The following is a 24,296-nucleotide window of genomic DNA, read 5'->3' on the forward strand; positions in this document are numbered from 1 at the left end:
CCGGCGGTCTGACCTCAGGTCAGCGGCCGGCGGCCCGTGATGACCGTGGCCGACCATTCCTCCGAGGAGTCCGCGCGGACCGTGAGGCCCGCCGAGGTCATGGCCGAGGCGGTTGCCGGGGACTGGCGGGTGCTCGTCTCGATCAGCAGGTGCCCGCCCCCGGCCAGCCACGACAGGGCCCCCTCGGCCACCCGGCGCTGCACCGACAGACCGTCCGGGCCGCCGTCCAGGGCCGCACGGGGCTCGTGGTCGCGGGCTTCCGGCGGGAGCAGGGCGATGGAGTCCGTAGGGACGTACGGGGCGTTCACCACCAGCAGGGAGATCCGGCCGCGCAGGGCGGCCGGGAGGGCCGCATAGAGGTCGCCCTCGTGCACCCGGCCGCCGTACGGGGCGACATTGCGCCGGGCGTAGCCCAGCGCCACCGGGTCGATGTCCGCCGCGTGCAGCTCCGTGCCGGGCACGGCCGCGGCCACCGCCGCGCCCACCGCGCCCACCCCGCAGCACAGGTCCACCACCACCGCACCGGGGCGGGCCAGCGCCGCCGCCTGCTGCACCAGGAACTCGGTGCGCCGGCGCGGCACGAAGGCGCCCTGGCCGACCGCCATCCGCAGTCCGCAGAACTCCGCCCAGCCCACCACATGCTCCAAGGGATGGCCGACCGCCCGGAGTTCCACCATCCGCGCCAGGTCCGCGCCCTCCGCCGCCGCGCCCAGCAGCAGTTCGGCCTCCTCCTCCGCGAACACGCAGCCCGCCGCGCGGAGCGTGTCCACCACCCAGCCGGCGTTCGCCGCAGTTGCTGCCACTCAGTCCTCCAAGACCGTCACATCGAGTCGTTCCAGTCGCGCCGGGTCGGCCAGGACGTCGATCGCCACAATCCTGCCCCCGCTGACGGTGAAGCCCATCAGCGCCACCGGCTTGCCCTCCGGCATGGTCACCACCCCCGGCGCCCCGTTCACCAGCGCCGGACGCGCGTACGGCGACAGCCGCTGGAAGGTGAGCGCCTGCCGGGCCACCGCCGCCGCGCCGCGCACCAGCCGCGAAGCACCGCCACCCGCCTCCCCCAGGTCCACCCGCAACACCACCTCCGGGTCCAGCACCGTCAGCAGTTCCTCGAAGTCGCCGCTGCGGGAGGCCGACAGGAACGCCCCCACCACCCTGCGCTGCCGGATCAGATCCGTGTCCGGCACCGGCGCCGCCCCCTGCACCCGCCGGCGGGCCCGGCTGGCCAGCTGGCGGGCCGCCGCCGGGCTCCGCTCCACGATGGGCGCGATCTCGTCGAACGGCACACCGAACATGTCGTGCAGGACGAACGACAGCCGTTCGGCGGGCGCCAGCTGCTCCAGTACCACCAGCAGCGCCAGCCCCACCGAGTCGGCCAGCAGCACTTCCTGCTCCGGGTCGAGCCCCTCGGGCGGGCTCAGGATCGGTTCCGGCACCCGCACCCCGAGGGGTTCCTCGCGCCGGGCCCGGCGGACCCGCAGCTGGTCCAGGCAGACCCGGGCAACCACCGTGGTCAGCCAGCCGCCCAGGTTCTCCACCTCGCGGGTGGAGGTCCGGTCGAGCCGGAACCAGGCCTCCTGAACGGCATCTTCCGCCTCGCTGAGCGAGCCGAGCATCCGGTAGGCGACCGCCCGCAGATGGGACCGCCGCTCCTCGAAACGGGCCGCCAGGAAATCCCGGTCCCGGTCGTCAACGCCTGCGCCGAATTCGTTGGTCATGCCCTTCTGACGCAGCCGCAGCCGCGGATGTGACCGTCAGAAAATGTCCGGGCACCAGGGCCGCCGGGCCGTCCGGAACACCGCGTCCGCCAGCGCCACCGCCCCCGGCCGCAGCTCCCGCACCCGGCCGAGCGCCGCCAGCCGGGCCGCCGAGCCGTCGCCCAGGTAGAGGGCGCCCAGTTCCGCGACGCCGAGCACCAGGTCCGGCTCGGCACCGGTGGTCCCACAGGTGCCGGCGCCCGCATCGAGCAGGTAGCGGCCGGCCGCCAGACCCTGCGGATCCTCGACCTCCAGCACCAGTTGCCCGGGCACCTCGTACGTCCGCGCCCGGAGCGCCCGTACGACGTCCAGCAGCCGCACCCACAGCAGGTCCGCGGAGACCAGCGTGCGGGCCGACCGCGGGTCCGGCAGCAGCTGCGTCACCAGGTCGTCCGGGGCGCGGTGGCCGGTGCGGACCTTCAGCACCCAGTCGATGGAGCAGAGGAAGTGCCACAGGGCGCGCTCCGCCCGCGGGTTCACCGCCAGCAGGTCCGAGACCTGCACGGTGTTCAGCGGGACCTTCGCGTCCGTCCAGTGCTCATCGGACCGGTAGGAGGCGTAGCCCTGTGCCTCGCCGTCGGCCGAGCGGTACACGGCGAAGTACTTCTCCTTGTACGGGCGGGAGTCGAGCGCCTCCAGACCGGTGTCCAGGTTCCACCACCGCTCGTCGCGGCTGACCACGCCCGGGGTCACCGCCCGCAGCCGCCCGTGCAGTCCGGGGCCGGTCCGGCGGGCCTCGGCCGCGTCCACCAGGTCGATCCGGCCGCCGTCGTCGGGCACCGGAAGGCGGCGGTCCAGGCCGGTACGCGCGACGTCGATCTCCCATTCCACCGTCGAGGTGGCGGGCCCGAACCCGTACCGGCCGTAGATCGGGTACTCGGCGGCTATGAGGGTGGCCAGCACGTCGCCGCGCTCCTTGGCCGCCGCCAGGTCCGCCGTCATCATCCGGGTGAGCAGGCCGCGGCGCCGGTGCGTGGGCAGCACCGAGACGGCGGAGACCGCGTTCGCGGGGAGCACTGCACCGCCGGGCACGGTGAGTTCCTGCGCGAACGTCCGGAACGTGGCCACACAGCCGCCGGTGTCCGGGTCGAAGGCCCCCACCGTCCGGTTGAGGTCGTTGTACTTGATCCGCTGGGCGACGTCCCCGTCCGTGACCAGAGGCGAGGAGAGGAAGCCGGTCTGTACCGTGCGCAGCCAGTCGGCCAGCTCGGATTCTGTGACGGAACGGATGTCGGCACTCATGCCAGGCACGCTAGCCGCCGGTCCGCGGTCCGTCGCCTGAATTACGCGAGCAGGTCGTCCACCTGTGCCTCGCCCTCCCGGTAGCGGCGGGTGATCTCCGCACTGCAGTCGTCGGCGGTGCGCTGGAGCTGCTGCCGGCGCCGGGACACCTGCTGCTCGTACCGGACCAGCCGGCCCATGGCGTCGTGGAGTTCGGCGTCGGTACGGGCCGCCAGGTCGGAGAGTTCCACATCGGCCAGCATCTCGGCGGCCAGCAGCCGGAACTCCTCGCTCTGCGGGGTGCCGAGGGTGACATGGCGGGCGGAGACGCTGCGGCTGGAGGGGGCGTCGGCGAGGATCTCGGACAGCCGGTCCACGACCACCGCCGGCACCTCCCGGCCCGCCGGGCCCTCCTGGTCGGTCCGCCGGGCCAGTTCGGCGCGCAGGATGTCGATGCGGCCCTGCAGGATTCTGCGGATGTAGCTCAGGTCGGCCTCGTCGCGCTGGGCGTCCCGGCGCAGGGCCCGCAGTTCGGGCAGTCCGAGGCCGAGGACCCCGGGCGGCTGGACGTCCGGGGTGCGCTGTGCGGGCGGGCGCACCGCCGACACCGGGCCTGCGGCTGCAGCTGCAGAGGTACCAGAAGTATTCATACGAACGTGTCCGTCCCCTCGACCGGTGCATGGGGCACCGCCTCCGTGCATCGTGCCACTGACGGTGGGGCGGACGCAGGCTCAGTGCACCCGATCGGCCCCGGACGGGTGCACGCCTGATACACAGGTGGTATGCGAGCAGTGGTGCAGAGGGTGGACGGCGCGAGTGTGGTCGTGGCCGGTGAGACCGTGGGCGAGATCGTCGGCGAGGGGCTGTGTGTGCTGGTGGGGGTGACCCACGAGGACACCCCGGAGAAGGCGGCGCAGCTGGCCCGCAAGCTGTGGTCGCTGCGGATCCTGGAGGGCGAGAAGTCCTGCAGTGACAACGGCGCGCCGCTGCTGGTGATCTCCCAGTTCACGCTCTACGGGGACGCCCGCAAGGGCCGCCGCCCCACCTGGAACGCGGCGGCCCCCGGGGATGTCGCGGAGCCGCTGGTGGACGAGGTGGTGGCGCAGCTGCGGCAGCTGGGCGCGACGGTGGAGACGGGCCGGTTCGGTGCGGACATGCGGGTCTCGCTGACCAACCACGGCCCGTTCACCGTGCTCCTCGACCTGTAAGGCCGGCAAACCGATACGGCCGCCCTGCTCAGGGAGCGACCACGACCTCCTGGGCCGCCGCGGTCGTCCCGGCCAGCAGCGCCGCATCCACCGGCACGTTCCGCTTGACCAGCGCGAGCGCGATCGGGCCGAGCTCGTGGTGGCGCACCGAGGTGGTGACGAAGCCCAGCTGGCGGCCCTCGGGGCCGTCGGCGGCCAGCCGTACCGGCGTCCCGTGCGGCGGCAGCAGCACCTCGGAGCCGTCCAGGTGGAGGAAGACCAGGCGGCGCGGCGGCTTCCCCAGGTTGTGGACACGGGCGACCGTCTCCTGGCCGCGGTAGCAGCCCTTCTGCAGGTGCACGGCGGTACCGATCCAGCCCAGTTCGTGCGGGATGGTGCGGTGGTCGGTCTCCAGGCCCAGCCGCGGCCGGTGCGCCTCCACGCGCAGCGCCTCGTACGCCAGGAGGCCGGCGGCGGGGCCGTGGGCGGCGGCGAAGCCGGTCAGCTCGGCGCGCGGCAGGAACACATCACGGCCGGCGGGGGTCTCCCGTACGACGTACTTTCCGGGGAGTTCCGTGATGGAGCCGGCGGGCAGGTGTACGACGGCGAAATCGGCGGTCCGGTCCGCGACCTCCACCCGGTAGAAGAACTTCATCGACTCCAGGTAGTCGATCAGCGCCGGCACGGTGTCCGGTTCCACGTGCGCCCAGACCGTCTCGCCGTCGTCGACGAGGTAGAGGGCGTGCTCGATGTGGCCGTTGGCGGAGAGGATCAGCGCCTCGGTGGCCTGCCCCGGCGGCAGTTCGGTGAGGTGCTGGGTGAGCAGCAGGTGCAGCCAGCTCAGCCGCTCCGGTCCGGTGACGGTGAGGACTCCGCGGTGCGAGAGGTCGACGAAGCCGCGGCCGTCCGCGAGCGCGCGCTGTTCGCCGTACAGCTCTCCGTAGTGGGCGGCGACGCCTTCGTCACGGCCTTCGGCGGGCACGGCACCGGGCAGATCAAGCAAAGGGCTGGTCATAGGGCAAGCCTACGACTGCTCGTCCCGGTGTTCGGCGGCGCACTTGCGACAGCGGCCGAAGATCGCGAAGTGCTTCATGTCGGTCTCGAAGCCGAAGGTGGTGTGCAGTTTCGCGATGAACTCGGAGGCGATCTCCTGCTGGGCCTCGATGACGTCCCCGCAGTCCCGGCACACCAGGTGCATGTGGTGGTGCCGGTCGGCGAGGTGGTACGTCGGCGCCCCGTGCCCGAGATGGGCGTGCGAGACCAGTTTGAGCTCCTCGAGGAGCTCGAGCGTCCGGTAGACGGTGGAGATGTTGACCCCGGAGGCGGTCTTCCGCACCTCGACGAGGATCTCGTCCGGGGTGGCGTGCTCCAGGGCGTCCACGGCCTCCAGCACAAGCTGGCGCTGCGGTGTCAGCCGGTAGCCGCGCTGCCGCAGATCGCTCTTCCAGTCGGTGCTCGCCACCCGCCCAGTGTACGGGCGGGTGGCACACCGCAGGGGTCAGCCGTCAGCCGTCAGCGGAAGAAGGCGATGCCGTCGTCCGGCATGTCGGGGAGGTTGCGCGCCATCTCGGCGACCTCCTCCGGGGTGACGACCTTCTTGAGCTGGGCCGACATGTACGGGCGCAGCTCGACGTCCGGGGTGGCCTTCTCCCCGACCCACATCAGGTCGCCCTTCACATAGCCGTAGAGGCGCTTGCCGCCGCTGTACGGGCCGGATGCGGCGGTGCGCGCGATCGCGTCGGTGACCAGGTCGATCTGCGGCTTCCGGTCGGCGAGCTCGCCGTACCAGACCTCGACGACGCCCTGGTCGCGGACCATCACGGTCTCGACCTTGCGGTCCTCGTCGATGCGCCAGTAGCCGGTCTCGGACTCCAGCGGGCGGACCTTCTTGCCCTCGGCGTCGAGCGCCCACGTGTGCGAGACGTACTCCAGGAAGTCCCTGCCGTCGTGGCTGAAGACGACCTCCTGGCCGAAGTTGCACTTCTCCTCACCGGGGAAGTCGAAGACGCCCGCGCCCTCCCAGGTGCCGAGGAGGAAGGCGAGGGGCACGAGGCCCGGGTTCAGGTCGGAAGGGATCTGGATCATGAATGGCTGCTCAGGCGATCTGTGGGAGGGGTCGGTGAACCGGAGGTCAGCGCTGGCCCTGGTAGAGCTTCGCGACGGCCAGCGCGGTGAAGGCGAGGACGCCGACGGCGACCAGGACCAGCAGGGAGGTGAAGACTGCCTCAAGCACGGGGTGCTCCTCGGAGGGTCGGTTCGGGGTGGCTACAGGGCCGGTCCCCAAGCCTACTGGCCCGGGGACCCGGCCACTCTGTGAGGTCCGCCGTTGGGCCGGTCAGCCCAGCAGCTGGTTCTGCAGGATCACCGTCTGGTGGAAGGGGACGGTGGCCGGCTCGGCGCCCTTGCGGGTCTGGAGGACCACGGCCTGGAGGTCGCCGGACTGGATGCAGGCGAGCCGGACGGCGTCGTCGCCGGCGACCGGGGACTCCCGGAGGACGGTGACGTGGTGGTCCGCATCCACGCTGTTCGCGCGGTAGCCCTGCTTCTCGCCCTCCTCTTCCTTCGCCGCGTCCCACTCCTTGTCGGTGGCCAGGGTCGCGCCGCCGACCGGCGCGAAGTAGGAGGTGCAGCCGCTGAACGTGTCCGTGAACGCCGAGGTGTGGAAGCGCAGCAGGTAGATCCGGGTGCGGGTGCCGTCGGGCGTGGTCCATCCGCGGGCCGCGATCTGGCGCAGGCCCTCGTCCCGCAGCTGCGCCTGCAGGCCGGGCCGGGCGTCCGGGGCGTACTCCGCCAGGTAGCTGTCGGGGGTGACGGTGCCGTCCTGCCCCGGCTTCAGGGTGTCGTCCGGGCGGGCTCCGGCGGGGGCCGGCAGCATCAGCCCGGTCAGGGCTGCGTAGTGCACCCCGTCCGGGTTGTCCTCGGCGAACGGCAGCCGGGCGCCCTTGGGCAGCTCCGGCTTGCGGATCTCCGGGTAGTCCCAGCGGCCGTCGGGCTTGGTGGCGAGGCCGGGGACGTCGGTGCGCTCGCGCTCGGTGATCTCGTACGCGACGGCCGTGCCGGTGCCGGCGAAGACCAGCAGGGCGACGGCCCAGCGCAGTACGCCGAAGGCGAGCCGGCGGCGCCGGGCGGCCCGCTCGGGGGCCGGGACCGGGACGACGGGCTCCGGCTCCGGAGCCGGGACCGGGGCCGGGACCGCCTCCGCGGCGGGGGCGGTTTCCGGCGCCTGGGCGGGCTCCGGGGCCGGGGCGGGCTCCGGGGCCGGGGTGGCGGGCTGGTGCTCGGTCATGCGGACTCTCCGGGGGACTTCAGGTGGGTCAGCTGGTTCCGGAAGATGTTCACTGCGCGCGAGACGGCAAGGGGCTTGCCCTCGTACGCGCGGTAGGCGACCAGGTGGTCGCCTTCGACCGCCACGCACTCCAGGGACTCGACCCGGTCCTTGTCCTCGGGACCGATGCTCAGCAGCCAGCACTTGGCCTGGGGGAAGCCGTCCACCGTGGGCGGCTTGCTGCCCTTGTCGGCCACCACGCCGAGCAGCTTCCCGGTCAGAGCGGCGAACTCGCCCAGCGCCTTCGGGTCCGCCTGCATCAGGCTGATCTCGCTGACCATGCCGTTCCCGTCCCGGTAGCTGCGGGCCGCGACCCCCTTGAGCTTCAACTGGGCGAGGGCCTTGTCCCGCTCCTTGCGCTCGGCACCGGACAGGCCGGTCCGCTGCTCCTTCAGACGCTCGACCGCCTTGGCACCGGGCACGAAGTAGTCGTTGCCCTCCACGCCGAAGTCCGGGCCGGGCCGGTGGCCGTCGGGCATCGGCAGCAGCTTGGCGGCCAGCGGGTGCAACGGTGCGGACGGCGGCTCCTCCGCCGTCGCGGACAGGTCCGCCGCCGACGCGTCCGCGGGCGTCCAGTAGCGGGTCGGGGAGGCGAGCTCGGCCTCGGTGAACTTCTGGGCACTCACGACGCAGGCGCCCAGCACACCGAGGGCCGCGAGGCCGCCGACGAGCATGGCGCCCTGCCGGCGGCGGTTCGGCCTGCTCTGCTCCGGCGCGTCCCGCACATCCGGTGCCTCCGGGCCGTCCGTGCCGGGCGTGATGTCGTCCTGCAGTTCGATCACAGTCGCTCCAGCTGACGCTCGACGAGGCTCATGAGGGCCTTCTCGGTGATGGGCTTGCCGCGCTGGTCGGCGTACCAGATGTCGACGACGGTGTCGCCGCGGCGGACGAGGGCCCGGGCCCGGCTCAGCGGGTGGTACCCCGGCTTGTTGTCCACCGGGTAGATCCAGACCCCGCCGACCTCGCGCGAGACGCCCGGGATCGCCACACCCTGGTGTCCGGCGAACTTGTCCTCCGCCTGGTAACTCGACTGGTCCGATTGGTAGTCGTCGGCTCCCGACCGGTCCTGGAACTGGATCAGCCGGACCTCGACGTGCCGGTTCTCGTTTTCCGACCACCGGCTCACTGCGATCCGCCGCAGCCCGTCCGCGGCCAGCCGGGGGGCCATCCGGTTGGGATGCTCGAAGAAGTCGGTGACGAACACCTCCAGCGGCTCGTAGCCGGACCATGCGTCCCGCGTTCCGCCGGGTGCCGGGAGCAGCGCCTTCGTCAGGTCCTCGTCGGACCGGTGGCGGCGGTTCGCGTTGACGGTCTGCTCGGTGGTCGCGTCGTCCGCGGCCACCGGCTTCGGGGCCGGGAGGTGCTGCTGGGCCAGCGGCGGCAGCGGCGTGGGCGGGCGCCCGCTCTGTACGGCGTACCCGGTGGCCGTACCGGCCAGGACGCCGAGCACGACCGCCACCGCGATCAGTGCGACCGTACGGCCGACGCGGCGCGGGCCGCGGCCGGGATCGGGAGCAGAAGCGGGATCGGGAGCGGGCGCCGGAGCGGGATCGGGCGCCGGGTCGCGCGCCGGTTCGGGCGCTGCGTCCGGGCCGGTCTGTTCGGTTTCCAAAGAGGTCCCCCCACAGGACGTGAAACACAGGTTCCGTCACCTGTGCACACGCAAGACCCGTGCCGGGGCCAAGCAGTTGTACGCGCCGGTATTACGGTTCGGCATCCCCGTGGCGCCGCGGCTTGCCGTCCAGCTCGTCCCACCATTCGTCCGAGGTGGGATCGCCCGAGGGGTCGTCCCACCAGCGGTCGTCCGGGCCGCGCCGGTTCGCGATCGTCGCCGCGACCGGCAGGATGATCATCGCCACCACGCACAGGGCCACGGCCGCCTCCACCGACCACAGCCGCACGAAGCTCCAGGCGGAGACGAACAGGAAGAGGCATCCGCCCATCAGCAGGAAGTAGACGCGTCGGCGCCGGGCGTACATGCCTCCAGGGTAGGACGGCACGAAGGGCCGCACCCCGGTTCAGTGGCGTCCAACCCCCGGGGGTGCGGCCCTTCGGCCGGTCAAGCTGTCGTGATCGTCGTTCAGACGGCGATCGCGACGTCCGTCACGCCGCCGGCTTCGGCGACGTGCACGGCGCGGTCCGCCTGGCCGCCGGGCACCAGCGCCCGCAGCGTCCAGCTGCCGGTGGCGGCGTAGAAACGGAACTGGCCGGTGGCCGAGGTCGGGACCTCGGCGGTGAACTCACCGGTCGAGTCCAGCAGCCGGACGTAGCCGGTGACGGGCTCGCCGTTCTGGGTCACCTGGCCCTGGATGGCCGTCTCGCCCGGCTTGAGGGTCGAGAGGTCGGGCCCGCCGATCTGTGCTCCACACATGTTCTCTGTCCTGTCCTAGAGAGGTCGCTTGCCCGGGAACTACTTGTTGGCGCCGAGCTCGATCGGCACGCCGACCAGGGAGCCGTACTCGGTCCAGGAACCGTCGTAGTTCTTGACGTTTTCCTGGCCCAGCAGCTCGTGCAGCACGAACCAGGTCAGCGCGGAGCGCTCACCGATGCGGCAGTAGGCGATGGTGTCCTTCGCCAGGTCGACCTGCTCCTGCTCGTAGAGGGCCTTGAGCTCGTCGTCCGACTTGAAGGTGCCGTCGTCGTTGGCGTTCTTCGACCACGGGATGTTGCGGGCGCTCGGCACGTGGCCGGGACGCTGCGACTGCTCCTGCGGGAGGTGGGCCGGGGCGAGCAGCTTGCCGGAGAACTCGTCGGGCGAGCGGACGTCGACCAGGTTCTGGTTGTCGATCGCGGCCACGACGTCGTCGCGGAAGGCGCGGATCGAGGTGTCCTGGGCCTGGGCCTTGTATTCGGTGGCCGGGCGCTTGGGGACCTCGGTGCCGTCGACCAGGTCGCGGGAGTCGAGCTCCCACTTCTTGCGACCGCCGTCGAGGAGCTTGACGTCCTGGTGGCCGTAGAGCTTGAAGTACCAGTAGGCGTAGGACGCGAACCAGTTGTTGTTGCCGCCGTAGAGAACGACGGTGTCGTCGTTGGCGATGCCCTTGGCGGAGAGGAGCTTCTCGAAGCCCTCCTGGTCCACGAAGTCGCGGCGGACCGGGTCCTGGAGGTCCTGCTTCCAGTCGATCCGGACGGCGTTGCGGATGTGGTTCTTGTCATAGGCGGACGTGTCCTCGTCCACCTCGACGACGACGACCTTCGGGTCGTCCAGGTGGGCCTCGACCCAGTCGGCGTCTACGAGGACGTCGCTGCGGCTCATGGTGTTCTCCTCCGGGGCAGTGTGCGGCGGGGCGGTGCGGATGCTGCGGGTGCTGCGTGCAGGTGCGTGTTTCCGGGTGCGCTCGTGGTTCCTGCGCGGGGAGGCGTAGGGCGGGAGGCAGCTGCGGTCACGCGGGAACGGCCGTCGTACGGCCGGCGGGAGCGACGCCGAACGTCGCGCTCGGTCAGCGACAGAGCATGGCGGCGACGCGACACAGGTCTACTGCCCGTCGCTTCGTGAGGTCCGCCTGCATTCGCTTCATGGGCATGGATCGTAGGGACGAACCGGCGGCCCTGTCACCGGTGTGTCATATATCGAGACAGGATCGTCCGCATCTCGGGATGCGGGGCCCTACCCAGACCCTGCGCAGCGGCTCCGGAGCCCGGCCCCGCCCGGCCTGGGACCCGTTCATCTGCGGATCGGACCGACCCGTCTCACTATCCGGGAATCTGCCATTCCGGAGATCGGCCGAAGGCGGGCCGGAGGCCGCCAGGCGGTCGGCCGGCGGGCGCGCTCAGCCCGCCAGGTCCACCTTGGAGCCGCTCACCGTGAGGTGGACGCCCTCCTGGTCGGAGGTGAGCGCCGACAGCTTCAGGCCGGCCGGCAGACCGCCGTCCAGCCGGCGGTCGAAGTCGGTCTCGCTGCGGACCAGCTCCTCAAGGCCGGGAATCCCCCCGCCGGGCACCTCGTCGGCCCGCACCCGGACCGTGGAGCCGTCGACCAGGGTGATGGTGGAGATCACGCTGCGGGTGATGGACCGGCCCAGCAGGTCCACGGTGGCGGTCACCTTCACCTTGCCCGGGGACCCGCCGTAGGTGACGGTCGCGCCGCTGGTCGAGGCCTTGGTCAGGTCCTCGTAGGTCACCAGCGCCGAGCCGTCGGCCCGCTCCGCGGTGCCGCCGGTGTAGTCGCCGTTCAGCTTCACGTCGTGGAAGCGGGAGTCCAGCCGGGCGATCCGCATCCGCCGGCCGTCGGCCGTGGCCTCCACGCCCTTGAGGTGGACGTCGACCCGGTCCAGCCGGTGGCCCAGCGCCTGGGTGAGGAACGGGAAGCCGCTGATGTCCACCTCGGTGCCGTCGATCGCCGCCCGGTGCGTCCGCACCTTCTCGGCCATCTTGTCCTCGGCATAGCCGACGGCGATCCGGTCGGCGGCGACCAGCAGGCCGACGAGCACCAGCCCGATGATCAGCAGCACGCGTATGAGACGCAGTTGCATGTCCCGTTCCCCCCAGTGAGCATTCAGATCGATCTTGCGTACGGACCGCTAGTTCACCACGCGCCCCATCAGGTAGATCGCGGGGGCGGCGACGGCCAGCGGCAGCGCCACTCCGGCGGTCATGTGGACGAACTTGGAGGGGTAGTCGTACGCGGCCACCCGCAGCCCGATCAACGCGCACACCCCGGCGGCCAGGCCGACCAGGGCACCGCCGGCGCCGATCGTGGTCATCCCGCCGACCGCGATGCCGGCCCCCGCCGCCGCGGCCAGCGAGACGCCCACGGAGGGGGCGGCCGGCAGCGGCAGCGCACGGGTGAACACGGCCACCGCGACGGCTGCCGCGCCGACCGTCACGGCGGCGGAATCGGCGGCCAGGTAGCCGGCGCAGACGATGGCGAGGGCGGCGGAGGCCACCGAGGCCATCAGGCCGTACATGCGCTCGTCGGGCTCGGCCCGGCTGCGCAGCTGGAGGACCAGGGTCAGCAGCACCCAGGCGCCGAGCGTGCCGATGATCGCGCCCGGGCGGTACGCCTCCTCGACGGCGAGCACGGCGAGGTCCGCCGCCACGGCCCCGGCGAAGGCGAGGGCGATGCCCTGGCGGGCCGGCCACATGCCGTTGAGCCGGAACCAGCCGGCCGCGGTGAGCGCCTGCAGGGCGATGAGCGGCACCAGCAGGGCCAGGTCCGCGATCGCGGCGGCACCGGCCAGGAGCGCGCCCAGCGCGACGGTGACCAGGGCGGCCTGCGGGCCGGGGTCGATGATCGGGGACCGGCCCTCGGCGCGGGCCTGGCGCGGGTCCCTGATGCGGGTGCTGCCGGCGAGGGTGGGGGTGGAGTACGCCTCGGCCACGGCGGCGCCGGCCGCGGGCTCGGGGGCGGACTCGGCGCCCGGGGCGGCGACCGGGGCGGCGGCGTGCTCGGCCACCGGCTCCGGGGTGTCGTACGCCGGATAGGGCGGCAGGTACGCGGTCTCCGCCGGGTCGGCGGGGGCAGCGGGCGCGGCGTGGCCGGGGGCGTGGCCGATGGGAGCGGCGTGGCCGGCCGGCTCGGCGCCGGGACCCGGGTACGGCGGCAGGTACGCCGTCTCCCCCGCGTCGGCCGGGCCGGGGTACGGCGGCAGATAGGCCGTCTCCGCGGCCCCGGGCACCGCCTGCTGCGGCAGCTGCGCGGGCGCGGGCGCCTCGTCCCGGAACCAGCCCTCGGGAGCCACCGGCGCGGGTTCCCAGCCGCCGGCCGGCCCGGGCTGCACCGGGGCATCGCCCGGGTACTGCTGCGCGTACGGGTGGTAGGCCTGCTCGGCCGCCAGGGGCTGCGGTTCCGCCCAGGAGGGCTGCGCCACCGGGTCCGGCCCGGCCGGGGCGGCGGCCGGCTCCTCCCGGAACCAGCTGTCCGGGGCGGCGAGCGGCTGCGCCTGGCCGGGCACCGCCCCCAGCGAGGGCTGGTACGTGGTGTCCCAGGTGTCCGTCTGCCAGGTCTGGGTGGCGTACGGGTCCTGCGGCAGCGGGGGCTGCGGAGGCTGGTGCCCGGGTTGGTGCGGGTCCTGCGGATCCTGGGGGTGGTGCTGCCCGTACGGGTTCTCGGGAGTGCTCATGGGGTTCCGGTCACCCGCCCGCGAACGGCGGCAGGACCTCGACGGTGCCGCCCTCGGTCAGCAGGACCTCGTCATGGCTGCGCTTGCCCACCTGGTGGCCGTCCACCAGGAAGGAGCAGCGCTGGAGCACCCGGCTCAGCTCCCCGGGGTGCGCGGACCGCACCGCGCCGAGCGCCTCTGCCAGTGTTTCCGCCGCGTACGGCTCCTCCGCCGTCCCGGCCGCGGCCTTCGCCGCCGCCCAGTAGCGGATGGTTCCCGCTGCCACTGCAGCTCCTTTCGTCGGCTCCGTACCGTCGGCCTCCATGATGACGCCTCGCGCGGCCACCGGCGGCGTGCCCCGGCGCGCCCCTCGTGCGCCGTCGGGTACCGAGTGGGGGTCCACCGAACCGGTGAAACCGGGCATAACCTGCCCGCGGCCCGGGGCGCAGGGTGGTAGGAACCACAGAAGTCGTATGTCAGGCGCCCTCGGCCCGGAATGGCCCGGCGGGCTATCCTGGCGGGGAAGAGGATCCGGGCAACGTAGCCCCCCGGGTCCTTTTGTGCTTTCTGCACGTTGAACACAGTGCGAACAGTTGCGAACAGTGGAATCCATGCGGGCCTCAGGGCGCGGGGACCGCAACCCGTACAGAGCACGTCCTCGACGGGACCGAGGAGGAACCGACGTGATGGGCCAGCCATTCCTGCACGATGAACGCACGACCACCACCGCCGGGAGGTCGTCGCGATGAGCTCCCTGCTGCTGCTGACCAACGCCCTGCAGCCCTCCACCGAGGTGCTGCCCGCCCTCGGACTGCTGCTCCACAACGTACGCGTCGCGCCCGCGGAGGGCCCGGCCCTGGTGGACACCCCAGGCGCCGACGTGATCCTCGTCGACGGCCGGCGCGACCTTCCGCAGGTGCGCTCCCTCTGCCAGCTGCTGCGCTCCACCGGGCCGGGCTGCCCGCTGATCCTCGTGGTGACGGAAGGCGGCCTGGCGGCCGTCACCGCCGACTGGGGCATCGACGACGTGCTGCTGGACACCGCGGGGCCGGCGGAGGTGGAGGCCCGGCTGCGGCTGGCGACCGGACGGCAGCAGCTCGGCTCGGACGACTCCCCGATGGAGATCCGCAACGGCGACCTGTCGGTCGACGAGGCGACGTACTCGGCGAAGCTCAAGGGCCGGGTGCTGGACCTGACCTTCAAGGAGTTCGAGCTGCTGAAGTACCTGGCGCAGCACCCGGGCCGGGTCTTCACCCGGGCCCAGCTGCTGCAGGAGGTCTGGGGCTACGACTACTTCGGCGGCACCCGCACGGTGGACGTCCACGTACGGCGGCTGCGCGCGAAACTCGGTCCCGAGCACGAGTCGCTGATCGGCACCGTCCGGAACGTCGGCTACCGCTTCGTTACGCCGGAAAAGGTCGAGCGGGCCGCCGAGGAGGCCGCCCGCAAGACGGCCTCGGCCTCGGCCGCGACCTCGGCCCCGGCGGAGGGACCGGCCGGCGTCCCCCGGATGGCGGACGGCGAACTGGACGGGGCGGTGGATGCCCGGTCCGCAGGACGCCCTGCCCAGAGGTAGGTCACCCCGCGTAGACTGCCGCGCGTGGCCAAGGTGACGCGGGATGACGTAGCACGACTGGCGGGTACCTCTACCGCGGTCGTTTCGTATGTCATCAACAACGGACCCAGGCCGGTCGCCCCGGCCACGCGCGAGCGTGTCCTCGCAGCCATCAAGGAGCTGGGGTACCGGCCCGACCGGGTCGCCCAGGCGATGGCCTCGCGGCGCACCGACCTCATAGGCATGATCGTCCCCGATGCGCGGCAGCCGTTCTTCGCGGAGATGGCGCACGCGGTCGAGCAGGCCGCCGCCGAGCGCGGAAAGATGGTGCTGGTCGGCAACTCCGACTACCGGACCGAGCGCGAGGTCCACTACCTGCGGGCCTTCCTCGGGATGCGGGTCTCCGGCCTGATCCTGGTCAGCCAGGGCATGAGCGAGCAGGCCGCGTCGGAGATCGAGGCGTGGGACGCGCGGGTGGTGCTGCTGCACGAGCGCCCGGAGGCGATCGACGACGTCGCGGTGGTGACGGACGACATCGGGGGCGCACAGTTGGCCACCCGGCACCTGCTGGAGCACGGGCACGCATACGTCGCCTGCATCGGCGGCATCGAGAACACCCCGTCGGTGGGCGACCCGGTCGCCGACCACGTCGAGGGCTGGCGGCGGGCCATGGTGGAGTCCGGGCGGTCGGTCGAGGGCCGGCTGATCGAGGCCCCGTACAACCGGTACGACGCGTACCGCGTCGCCCTGGAGGTGCTGGCGCGGCCCGACCGGCCGACGGCGATCTTCTGTGCGACGGACGACCAGGCGATCGGGGTGCTGCGGGCGGCGCGGGAGCTGCGCATCGACGTGCCGACGGAGCTGGCGGTGGCGGGCTTCGACGACGTGAAGGAAGCGGCGCTGACCGATCCGCCGCTGACGACCATCGCCTCGGACCGGCCGGCGATGGCGCGGGCGGCGGTGGACCTGGTGCTGGACGATGCGCTGCGGGTGGCGGGGTCGCGGCGGGAACGCCTGAAGCAGTTCCCGTCGGCCCTGGTCATCCGCCGCAGCTGCGGCTGCGCCTAACGGCCCCCGGGGGGCCGCGCCAACCCGGGCCGGTCCGCTGCGCGGTGCCTTCCCCCACCCCGCCCCTTCTCCCCCAGCTACCGCTGGGAGGTGCCCCCAGAAACCGGGGCCCCGCCCCACGCCCTGCCCGGTGCCCCGGCCCGAGGGGCGGAGCCCCTGGCGCCCTCAGGCGCGGGGTCGGCTAGGGCGGTGGTGGGCCGTAGAGGGTGGTGAGGGCTGCGGCCAAGGTGGCCAGGTGGGTGCGGGCGGACGGGGGTTCCAGGATCTCGAACCTCGCCCCCAGACCCGCCAGCTGTGCGGCCACCACCTCCGGTGACGGGCCGTCCACCTCCACCTCGATGGACAGCCGCCCCTCCCCCGGAGCGATCCGCACCCGGCTCCCGAACAGCCTCCGCAGCAGCCCCTCCACGCCCGGCTCCGCCCGCCCCCGCACCGTCGCAGCCCCCAGCCGCTCCTCCATCCGCCCCGCCAGCTCCCGCCAGGCGACCGCGAGGTCGAAGCCCTCCGGCCGGTCCACCGGCTCGCCGGTCGGCTCGGCCGAGGCGATCCGGTCGAGCCGGAACATCCGCAGCCCCCGGTCCGTCCCCGCCACCAGATAGCGCGCCCCCGCCTTCGAGACCAGGCCCAGCGGATCCACCGTCCGCACCCCGACCGGCTCACCCGGCCGCGCATGGCCCAGGCGGAGCCGCACCCCGTCCACCACCGCACGCTCCACCACCGAAGCCGAAGCCGAAGCCGGAGCCGGAGCCAGGGCCGCCCGGCCGCCCGACCAGTCCGTGGCGTCGCCGAGCTCCGCCCGCGATGCCGCCTCCGCGCCCGCCCGCAGCGGCGCCGGCAGGGCCCGGACCAGTTTGCGGAGCGCCGTCCGCAGTTCGGGCGAAGCCGCCCACGGGCCGGTGACCAGGAACAGCGCCCGGATCTCCGCCTCCGTCAGCCCGGTCAGATCGGTCCTGGCACCGCCGACCAGCTCCCAGCCGCCGCCCCGCCCGCGGGTCGCGTACACCGGAATGCCCGCCGCCCCCAGCGCCTCCAGGTCCCGGCGCGCAGTCCGCTCGGACACCTCCAGCTCGGCCGCCACCTCGGCCACCGTCACCCGTCCGCGCGTCTGCAGGAACAGCAGGGCCGCCACCAGTCGATCAGCACGCATGCCGGTCATCCTCGCCGGAAAACAGGCCAGAAGATGGCCACTTCAGCCCGGAGAGTGGGGGCGTCGCCAAGGAACGAGCCAGCAGGCAAAGGAAACCGACATGATCGTGATCACCGGGGCCACCGGAAACGTGGGCCGCCCGCTCGTCACCACCCTGACCGCCGCCGGCGAACGGGTCACCGCCGTCTCCCGCACCGCCACCGGCTCCCCGCACCACCGGGTCGCCGACCTCGCCGACCCCGGCACCCTGCGCCCCGTACTCGACGGCGCCGACGCGCTGTACGTGATCGTCGCCGGCTGCGGCCAGGACCTGGACCCGCAGGGGATCCTGGACACCGCCAAGGCCGGTGGCGTACGGCACGTGGTGCTCCAGTCCTCGCAGCTCACCGGCACCCGGCCGGACTCCTCCTCGCACGCCCCCCTCCGCGCCTTCGAAGAGGCGGTGCGCGGGTCCGGGCTGGACTGGACGGTGCTGCACCCGGCCGGCTTCGCCTCCAATGCCGGCCTGTGGGCGGAGCAGGTCCGCGCCCGGCGCACGGTCGCCGCGCCCTTCGGCGACGTCGGACTGCCGGTCGTCGACCCGGCCGACATCGCGGCGGTGGCGGCGACCGTACTGCGCGACCGCCGCCGCCATGCCGGTCGTACGTACGTCCTCACCGGACCGGAGGCCATCACGCCGAGGGAGCAGGCCCGGGCCCTCGGGGAGGCCGTGGGCGAGCCGGTGCGGTTCGAGGAGCTGAGCCGAGAGGCGGCCCGGGCGCAGCTGCTGCACGTGATGCCGGCGGTGGTGGCCGAGGGCACGCTGTCGGTACTGGGCGAGCCGTCCGCGCAGGAGCGGGAGGTGAGCCCCGATGTGGAGCGGCTGCTCGGCCGCCCGGCAGGGTCGTTCGCGGGGTGGGCGGCCCGGAACGCGGCTATCTTCCGCTGACGGGCCTTCACCGGCCGAAGCGGCTCGCTTATATGGGGCATACGCGGTTCTGTCGGGCTTCTCAGTCTGCGCTCAGAGAGTTCTCATCATCGGCCACCAGAGTCGTGGTCATGACCGAGAGCCACCGCCGCGAAGGCGAGTACCACGAGGAGAACCGCCCGTCCCAGCCCGGCGGCTGGTACCCGCCGCCGCCCACCACCCCGCCGGCCGCCCCCGGCTGGCACGAGGCGCACCAGCCGGTCATCGCGGGCGAGCCCGCACCCGCCGGCCCCGCCGAGCCCGCCCCGCACACCTCGCACGCCCGCGCCAAGAAGCCGGTCGCCCTGCTGGCGGCCGTGGCCATCGTCGCCGCGCTGGTCGGCGGCGGCACCGCCGCGGCCGTGCAGCAGTTGACGAACGGCGGCTCCGGCTCCGGCGGCGGTTTCGCCGGGAGCCCCATCTCCCAGTCCTCGAACGGCACCGTCTCGGGCGTCGCCGAGCAGGTCAGCCCCTCCGTCGTACGGATCGACACCCGCACCGGGAACGGCCAGGGCACCGGCTCCGGCATCGTCCTCACCTCCGACGGTGAGATCGCCACCAACAACCATGTGATCAACGGGGCCTCCGAGATCCAGGTGACGATGAGCGACGGCAAGAAGTACCGGGCCAAGACCGTCGGCACCGACCCGGACAAGGACCTGGCGCTGATCAAGCTGGAGGGTGCGAGCGGGCTCAAGCCGGCCAAGCTGGGCGACTCCGACCGCCTCAAGGTCGGCGAGGAGGTCGTCGCCATCGGCTCCCCCGACCAGCTGACCGGCACCGTCACCCGCGGCATCGTCTCGGCCCTGGACCGCCAGGTGAACGTGCCCAAGTCGGAGACCCCGCAGCAGCAGCCGCGGGGCGGCTGGCCCTTCTCCTTCGAGGGGCAACAGTTCAACGGCGACACGGGCAGCAACACCACCTCGTACAAGGCGATCCAGACCGACGCCTCGCTCAACCCGGGCAACTCCGGGGGCGCGCTGGTCAACATGAACGGCGAGATCGTGGGGATGCCCTCGGCGATCTACTCGCCGGCCGGCGACGGCTCCAAGGCCGGCAGCGTCGGCCTCGGCTTCGCCATCCCGGTCAATACGATCAAGGCCGACCTGGACTCGCTGCGAGCGGGCGGGCCCGGCGGAACGGGCACCGGCTCGTCGGACCGCGGCCCGGGCTCCGGCTCGACGGGCTGGGACACCGCCTTCTAGGGGGTGATCCCCCGGACACCGCCTTCCCGGGGGTGTCCGGGCGGCGTGCGACGCTGGAACGGGCGGCAGCCGCCGCCCCGCCCGTCCGCCCGTCCGCCCGACCACGCCATGTACAGGGGGCCACCGTGAATCCCGCCGAAGGCGACCCGCAGCGGGTCCTCATCGTCGACGACGAACCCGCCGTCCGGGAGGCCCTGCGCCGCAGCCTCGCCTTCGAGGGGTACGGCACCGAAACCGCCGTCGACGGCCTCGACGCCCTCGACAAGACAGCCGCGTACGAACCGGACCTGATCGTGCTCGACATCCAGATGCCCCGTATGGACGGCCTGACCGCCGCCCGCCGGCTGCGCGCCGCCGGTTCGGTCACCCCGATCCTGATGCTGACCGCCCGCGACACCGTCGGCGACCGCGTCAGCGGCCTCGACGCCGGCGCCGACGACTACCTGGTCAAGCCCTTCGAGCTGGACGAGCTCTTCGCCCGGGTCCGCGCCCTGCTGCGGCGCAGCGCCTACGCGGCCCGTACCGCAGCCGCCGCCGCGCCCGCCGAGGACAGCATGGCCTTCGGCGACCTCCGGATGGACCTCGCCACCCGCGAGGTCACCCGGAACGGCCGCCCGGTGGAGCTGACCCGCACCGAGTTCACCCTGCTGGAGATGTTCCTCGCGCACCCCCGCCAGGTCCTGACCCGCGAGCAGATCCTCAAGACCGTCTGGGGCTTCGACTTCGAGCCCAGCTCCAACTCCCTCGACGTGTACGTGATGTACCTGCGCCGGAAGACCGAGGCGGGCGGTGAGCCGCGGCTGGTCCACACGGTGCGCGGGGTGGGTTACGTCCTGCGGGCCGGCGAGAGCGGGACCCCCGAGTGAGCGCGGGCCCGGTGGCCAGGTTCCGGGCGCTGCCGTTGCGCGGCCGGCTGGCGCTGCTGGTGGCGGTGGCCGTGGCGGTGGCCGTGGCGGCCGTCGCCACGGTCGCCTGGTTCATGGTCCGCACCCAGCTCCGCGACCAGCTCGACGCCTCGCTGCGCTCCACCGACGCCCGGGACCAGGCCAAGGTGCTGCGGGTGGGCTGCCTGTCCAGCCCGCCGGTCGGGGGCGGCCAGTTCGTCAGCAACCTCAATGCGATCGTGCAGGTCAACCTGGCCGACGGCGGCCACTGCTGGCTGGACGGCCGGGACACCCTCCCGGTGACCCGGATCGAGCGGGAGATCGCGAGCGGGGAGCGCGGGGCGACGATGTACGACTCCACGACCCTCGACGGGGACCGGGTACGGGTCTACAGCCAGCCGGCGCTCGTCGACACCCAGCGGGTCGCGCTGGCCGTGGCCAAGCCGCTGGCCGACATCGACAAGCCGCTCTCCACCCTGGCCTGGGTGCTCCTGCTGGTCAGCGGTATCGGCGCAGTCGGGGCCGGGGCCGCCGGGCTGGTCGTCGCGCGGACCGGCCTGCGGCCCGTGGACGAGCTGACCGGGGCCGTCGAGCACATCGCCCGGACCGAGGACCTGACCGTACGGATTCCGGAAGAGGGCGATGACGAGATCGCCCGGCTCTCCCGTTCCTTCAACTCGATGACCGCGGCCCTGGCCTCCTCCCGGGACCGGCAGGCGCAGCTCATCGCCGATGCCGGGCACGAGCTCCGTACCCCGCTGACCTCGCTGCGGACGAACATCGAGCTGCTCGCCCGGAGTGAGGACACCGGCCGGGCCATCCCGCCCCAGGACCGGCGGGAGCTGCTGGCCTCGGTGAAGGCGCAGATGACCGAACTGGCCTCGCTGATCGGGGACCTCCAGGAGCTGTCCCGGCCGGACGCGGCCGTGCCCGGGCCGCTCCAGGTGGTGGCGCTGCACGAGATCGCCGAGACCGCGCTGTCCCGGGCCCGGCTGCGCGGGCCGGAGCTGGTCTTCGGCTCCGACATCCGGCCCTGGTACGTACGGGGCGAGGCCGCCGCGCTGGAGCGGGCGGTGATGAACGTGCTCGACAACGCGGTGAAGTTCAGCCCGCCGGGCGGTTCGGTCGAGGTGGCGCTGCGGGCCGGCGAGCTGACCGTACGCGATCACGGTCCGGGTATTCCGGCCGAGGAACTTCCGCATGTGTTCGAGCGGTTCTGGCGCTCGCCCACCGCCCGGGCGCTGCCCGGCAGCGGACTCGGTCTGTCGATCGTGGACCGTACGGTCCGCCGGGCGGGCGGTACGGCCGAGCTGCGGGCGGCGGCCGACGGCGGTCCGGGCACGGAGGCGGTGCTCCGCATTCCGGGTGCGCCCACCCCGCCGCCCGGGACCCCCTCAGACGGTCTTGCGGGCGGGCAGTGGGTTGTGGGCGAGCAGTGACTCGATGAAGCCGCCGCGGGTGTTGGGGAAGTCCATGGGGACGACCCCGAGACCGGTCCGGCCGGCCATCTCGGCGCCGGCCACGAAGGAGTGGATCTGCGGGTTGAGGCGGTCGGCGTTCCAGCGCGGCGGCATGTAGGCGGACGTGGAGACGTAGTTGACGAACAGCTTGCCGGGCTGCTGGACGGCCTTGCGGAAGTGGTTCTCGATCTTCCCGCGCTTGGCGAAGGGCTCGGCGTTCCAGTCGTCCTGGATGTCGAAGTGGGTGCCGTCGCCGTAGCGGATGCCCGGCAGTCCGCCGTTGTCGGCGAGCAGGACCACCTTGCCGCGGGCCTGGCCGAGGGCCGGCAGGGCGGAGGCGATGTGGAAAAGCCCGCGCCAGCCACGGCGGTCCAGGTAGTCGTCGAAGACGGCGCGGAAGGTGGCGTCGCTCTCGCCCGAGTACTCCTGCTTGACCCGCATGAGGATGGTCTCGGTGGGGTGGGTGGCCAGGAAGCCGGCGCAGGAGACGAGCACGTCTCCGAACATCAGGTGCTGGTAGAAGGACCCGTGGTGGATGGCGAAGGAGCCGCCGGTCACCCGGCAGCGGACGTCCAGGAAGCGGATTCCGGCCTCGAGCTGCGGGCCGATGCCGATGTTCTGGCAGGCCACGTACAGGCCGCCGTGGAGTGCGCCGGAGTCGTGGGTGCCGGGGATGGTCATCCGCTGCAGGGCGGTGCCGTCGGGGAGCGCCGCCATCCAGTCCCGGGTGCCGAGCGCTGCCGCGGTCGCCGGGGCGGTGGCCGCCCCGAGTCCGGCGATGGCGGTGCCCGCCGTCAGTGCGCCGACCAGAAAGGTCCGCCTGTCCAGTGCCATGCCCGTGCCCGCCCCTTCGCCGGCTGCCGCGTCAGCCGGATTATGGCGTGCACAGGTCAGGAATAACTACCCATCGGTAGCGCCGAGTTGAGGCCCGGAGCCCTCCAGCAGATCGGCCAGCCCGCGCAGTCCGGCCACCAGATCCCGCCCACTGGGGGCCTGCTCCGGATCGGTCAGCCACTGCGTCATCACCCCGGTCAGCAGCGCCATCTGCACCGAACCGAGCCCGCGCACATCGGCCTCGGCCACCTCCGACTCCGGCACCCCGCGCAGCTGCGCGGCGATCTGCCGGCGGCTGGCGCGCTGCCCGGCTGCCAGCGCCGCGAGAAGCGCGGGCGAGGTCTGGGCGTGCACAAAGGCCTCGACCGAGGCGGTCCACAGCCAGCGCTGCTCGGTGAAGGAGCGGACCTTGCGGGTCCACACGTCGGCGTACCGCTCCTCCGCACTGTCCCCCACCCCGGTCAGGCTGCCGACCTCCGCGCCCCACTCGTCGAGCGCGGCGAACAGCGCCTGGTCGAGCAGCACCTCGCGGGACCCGAAGTGGTAGCCGATGGCGGCACTGCTGACCCCGGCCGCGGCGGCGATGTCCCGGACGGTCGTCCGCAGGTACCCCTTCTCCTCCAGGCAGCGACGCGCCCCGGCCAGCAGATCCTCACGATTTCCCATGCCGGGATCGTATGCCCAGCCGATCTGATCCATACGCCCGTATAGATCGGATGATCTATACGACGGTATTGCGCAAGCGAGCAAAGATCTTCTACGGTGACGGGGACCGGCCGAGGCAGTCCGCCCGCCGGCCGACGAGGGGAGATCACCGTCATGACCGGAACCGACCGGGTCCGCGACGCGGCCATCGCGGCAGCCGCCGACTCCGCCCGCCTCCGCCACACCCTCACCATCGACGGCCGGGCGCTCTCCTACCTGGACTTCGGCGGCCCCGGCCGCCCGCTGCTCGCCCTGCACGGCGGCCTCTCCGAGGGCCTGATCTACGCCGACCTCGCCGGCCGGCTCGGCGCGGAATGGCGGGTCATCGCCCCCGACCAGCGCGGCCACGGCGACTCCGACCGGGCCGCCGCCTACGACCGGGCCGGCTACCTCGCCGACCTCGTGGCCCTGCTCGGACACCTCGGCCTCGGCCCGCTCCCGGTGCTCGGCCACTCCCTCGGCGCCCTGAACGCCGTCCACCTCGCCGCCGAGCGCCCCGACCTGGTCTCCGCCCTGGTCAACATCGACGCCGGGGTCCTCTTCCCGGAGGACGCGCCGAACCCGATGGGCTTCCTCACCGGCTTCCCCTACACCGCCGCCACCCGGGAGGAGCTCGTCGCCGCCTGCGGCGCCTGGGGCCCGATGGTCGCCCCCGCACTGCGCCCGCTGCCCGACGGCACCGGCTGGCGACTGCCGTTCCACCCCCAGGACACCCTGGACACCATCGCGGCGGCCCGCGGCGACCACTGGCAGGCCTGGCTGGGCAGTTCCTGCCCGGCCCTGCTCGTCCACGGCCGGCGGAGCGACGCGCTCACGCAGGAGCTGGCCGATGCGATGGCGACCGCGCGCCCGAAGACCTCGTACGCCGGTCTGGACACCGGGCACGTGGTCCCGGTCGAGGACCCGGCCGGCCTGGCCGCGGCGGTCGGCGGCTTCCTGAACACGCTCTGATCAGCCGACG

Annotated in this window: 28 protein-coding genes; 8 read left to right on the plus strand and 20 right to left on the minus strand. The window is 73.0% G+C overall.

Annotation, left to right across the window (positions count from 1 at the left end):
* Positions 1–14 precede the first annotated feature (14 nt).
* The 4 genes from DEJ50_RS15120 to DEJ50_RS15135 are packed head-to-tail and all read right to left on the minus strand — an operon-like array spanning position 15 to position 3,628.
* Positions 15–803: a putative protein N(5)-glutamine methyltransferase gene (locus tag DEJ50_RS15120; RefSeq protein ID WP_150208537.1), complete on the minus strand. Its 789-nt coding sequence runs from the start codon at positions 801–803 to the stop codon at positions 15–17.
* Positions 804–1,718, minus strand: a complete 915-nt coding sequence (sigJ, locus tag DEJ50_RS15125; RefSeq protein ID WP_150208538.1) for an RNA polymerase sigma factor SigJ — start codon at positions 1,716–1,718, stop codon at positions 804–806. It abuts the gene before it with no gap.
* Between the two features lie 36 nt (positions 1,719–1,754).
* Positions 1,755–2,999, minus strand: coding sequence for a GNAT family N-acetyltransferase (locus DEJ50_RS15130; RefSeq protein ID WP_150208539.1), 1,245 nt, complete (start codon positions 2,997–2,999; stop codon positions 1,755–1,757).
* A gap of 41 nt (positions 3,000–3,040) precedes the next feature.
* Complete coding sequence (locus DEJ50_RS15135; RefSeq protein WP_150208540.1) at positions 3,041–3,628, minus strand: AmfC protein; 588 nt, start codon at positions 3,626–3,628, stop codon at positions 3,041–3,043.
* Between the two features lie 132 nt (positions 3,629–3,760).
* Between DEJ50_RS15135 and dtd the strand changes: the two genes are divergently transcribed.
* Entirely contained in the window at positions 3,761–4,186 is a 426-nt protein-coding gene (gene dtd / locus DEJ50_RS15140; protein WP_150208541.1) for a D-aminoacyl-tRNA deacylase, read from the plus strand.
* A 28-nt stretch (positions 4,187–4,214) separates the two neighbouring features.
* Here the strand turns inward: dtd and DEJ50_RS15145 are convergent, their stop codons facing one another.
* The 13 genes from DEJ50_RS15145 to DEJ50_RS15205 form a co-directional block, all read right to left on the minus strand.
* Positions 4,215–5,180, minus strand: a complete 966-nt coding sequence (locus tag DEJ50_RS15145) for a YgfZ/GcvT domain-containing protein (RefSeq protein WP_150208542.1) — start codon at positions 5,178–5,180, stop codon at positions 4,215–4,217.
* A 9-nt stretch (positions 5,181–5,189) separates the two neighbouring features.
* Positions 5,190–5,627 (minus strand): Fur family transcriptional regulator, encoded by a 438-nt coding sequence (locus tag DEJ50_RS15150; RefSeq protein ID WP_150208543.1) that lies wholly within the window; start codon positions 5,625–5,627, stop codon positions 5,190–5,192.
* A gap of 50 nt (positions 5,628–5,677) precedes the next feature.
* On the minus strand, positions 5,678–6,250 hold the full coding sequence (locus DEJ50_RS15155) for an FABP family protein (RefSeq protein ID WP_150208544.1): 573 nt from the start codon (positions 6,248–6,250) through the stop codon (positions 5,678–5,680).
* Between the two features lie 250 nt (positions 6,251–6,500).
* Entirely contained in the window at positions 6,501–7,451 is a 951-nt protein-coding gene (locus DEJ50_RS15160; RefSeq protein WP_150208545.1) for a hypothetical protein, read from the minus strand.
* Complete coding sequence (locus DEJ50_RS15165; protein ID WP_223837766.1) at positions 7,448–8,272, minus strand: hypothetical protein; 825 nt, start codon at positions 8,270–8,272, stop codon at positions 7,448–7,450. The genes DEJ50_RS15160 and DEJ50_RS15165 overlap by 4 nt, the downstream gene beginning before the upstream one ends.
* The gene (locus DEJ50_RS15170; RefSeq protein ID WP_190344505.1) at positions 8,269–9,102 is read right to left on the minus strand and encodes a hypothetical protein; all 834 of its coding nucleotides are present in this window, start codon (positions 9,100–9,102) and stop codon (positions 8,269–8,271) included. The genes DEJ50_RS15165 and DEJ50_RS15170 overlap by 4 nt, the downstream gene beginning before the upstream one ends.
* Before the next feature lie 91 nt (positions 9,103–9,193).
* Complete coding sequence (locus tag DEJ50_RS15175; RefSeq protein ID WP_150208546.1) at positions 9,194–9,469, minus strand: DUF3099 domain-containing protein; 276 nt, start codon at positions 9,467–9,469, stop codon at positions 9,194–9,196.
* Positions 9,470–9,570: 101 nt separating this feature from the next.
* A complete protein-coding gene (locus DEJ50_RS15180) occupies positions 9,571–9,861 on the minus strand; it encodes a DUF1416 domain-containing protein (protein WP_150208547.1) in 291 nt (96 codons plus the stop codon).
* Positions 9,862–9,900: 39 nt separating this feature from the next.
* On the minus strand, positions 9,901–10,746 hold the full coding sequence (locus DEJ50_RS15185) for a sulfurtransferase (protein WP_150208548.1): 846 nt from the start codon (positions 10,744–10,746) through the stop codon (positions 9,901–9,903).
* A 184-nt stretch (positions 10,747–10,930) separates the two neighbouring features.
* A complete protein-coding gene (locus tag DEJ50_RS35595) occupies positions 10,931–11,014 on the minus strand; it encodes a putative leader peptide (RefSeq protein WP_389475332.1) in 84 nt (27 codons plus the stop codon).
* A gap of 246 nt (positions 11,015–11,260) precedes the next feature.
* Positions 11,261–11,962 (minus strand): DUF2993 domain-containing protein, encoded by a 702-nt coding sequence (locus tag DEJ50_RS15195; RefSeq protein WP_317852542.1) that lies wholly within the window; start codon positions 11,960–11,962, stop codon positions 11,261–11,263.
* Positions 11,963–12,010: 48 nt separating this feature from the next.
* Entirely contained in the window at positions 12,011–13,552 is a 1,542-nt protein-coding gene (locus tag DEJ50_RS15200; protein WP_150208549.1) for a hypothetical protein, read from the minus strand.
* A gap of 10 nt (positions 13,553–13,562) precedes the next feature.
* Positions 13,563–13,817, minus strand: a complete 255-nt coding sequence (locus DEJ50_RS15205; protein WP_150208550.1) for a MoaD/ThiS family protein — start codon at positions 13,815–13,817, stop codon at positions 13,563–13,565.
* Positions 13,818–14,276: 459 nt separating this feature from the next.
* Here DEJ50_RS15205 and DEJ50_RS15210 point away from each other — a divergent pair, with 459 nt between their 5' ends.
* Positions 14,277–15,107 carry a winged-helix domain-containing protein gene (locus DEJ50_RS15210; protein WP_150208551.1) on the plus strand — a complete coding sequence of 277 codons (831 nt, stop codon included), beginning with the start codon at positions 14,277–14,279 and terminating at the stop codon, positions 15,105–15,107.
* Positions 15,108–15,131: 24 nt separating this feature from the next.
* Positions 15,132–16,154: a LacI family DNA-binding transcriptional regulator gene (locus DEJ50_RS15215; RefSeq protein WP_150208552.1), complete on the plus strand. Its 1,023-nt coding sequence runs from the start codon at positions 15,132–15,134 to the stop codon at positions 16,152–16,154.
* Between the two features lie 181 nt (positions 16,155–16,335).
* On the opposite strand, the gene DEJ50_RS15220 is transcribed toward DEJ50_RS15215, so the two are convergent.
* The gene (locus tag DEJ50_RS15220; RefSeq protein ID WP_150208553.1) at positions 16,336–17,301 is read right to left on the minus strand and encodes a helix-turn-helix transcriptional regulator; all 966 of its coding nucleotides are present in this window, start codon (positions 17,299–17,301) and stop codon (positions 16,336–16,338) included.
* A 100-nt stretch (positions 17,302–17,401) separates the two neighbouring features.
* Between DEJ50_RS15220 and DEJ50_RS15225 the strand changes: the two genes are divergently transcribed.
* The 4 genes from DEJ50_RS15225 to DEJ50_RS15240 all read left to right on the plus strand — a co-directional run bounded on the left by DEJ50_RS15225 (position 17,402) and on the right by DEJ50_RS15240 (position 21,775).
* Positions 17,402–18,229: an NAD(P)H-binding protein gene (locus DEJ50_RS15225; protein WP_150208554.1), complete on the plus strand. Its 828-nt coding sequence runs from the start codon at positions 17,402–17,404 to the stop codon at positions 18,227–18,229.
* 110 nt (positions 18,230–18,339) lie between these two features.
* Positions 18,340–19,452 (plus strand): S1C family serine protease, encoded by a 1,113-nt coding sequence (locus tag DEJ50_RS15230; protein WP_150208555.1) that lies wholly within the window; start codon positions 18,340–18,342, stop codon positions 19,450–19,452.
* A gap of 125 nt (positions 19,453–19,577) precedes the next feature.
* A complete protein-coding gene (locus DEJ50_RS15235) occupies positions 19,578–20,318 on the plus strand; it encodes a response regulator transcription factor (RefSeq protein WP_150208556.1) in 741 nt (246 codons plus the stop codon).
* Entirely contained in the window at positions 20,315–21,775 is a 1,461-nt protein-coding gene (locus DEJ50_RS15240; RefSeq protein ID WP_150208557.1) for a sensor histidine kinase, read from the plus strand. Before DEJ50_RS15235 ends, DEJ50_RS15240 begins: the two co-directional genes overlap by 4 nt.
* Here the strand turns inward: DEJ50_RS15240 and DEJ50_RS15245 are convergent.
* Together DEJ50_RS15245 and DEJ50_RS15250 are read right to left on the minus strand one after the other, a co-directional pair.
* Positions 21,731–22,630 (minus strand): phosphatidylinositol-specific phospholipase C, encoded by a 900-nt coding sequence (locus DEJ50_RS15245; RefSeq protein ID WP_150208558.1) that lies wholly within the window; start codon positions 22,628–22,630, stop codon positions 21,731–21,733. The genes DEJ50_RS15240 and DEJ50_RS15245 overlap by 45 nt on opposite strands.
* 66 nt (positions 22,631–22,696) lie before the next feature.
* Positions 22,697–23,296, minus strand: a complete 600-nt coding sequence (locus tag DEJ50_RS15250; RefSeq protein ID WP_150208559.1) for a TetR/AcrR family transcriptional regulator — start codon at positions 23,294–23,296, stop codon at positions 22,697–22,699.
* A 153-nt stretch (positions 23,297–23,449) separates the two neighbouring features.
* Between DEJ50_RS15250 and DEJ50_RS15255 the strand changes: the two genes are divergently transcribed.
* Positions 23,450–24,286, plus strand: a complete 837-nt coding sequence (locus tag DEJ50_RS15255) for an alpha/beta fold hydrolase (protein ID WP_150208560.1) — start codon at positions 23,450–23,452, stop codon at positions 24,284–24,286.
* Positions 24,287–24,296: the final 10 nt, after the last annotated feature.

Origin of the sequence: Streptomyces venezuelae (assembly GCF_008642295.1) — a bacterium.
Classification (GTDB): domain Bacteria; phylum Actinomycetota; class Actinomycetes; order Streptomycetales; family Streptomycetaceae; genus Streptomyces; species Streptomyces venezuelae_C.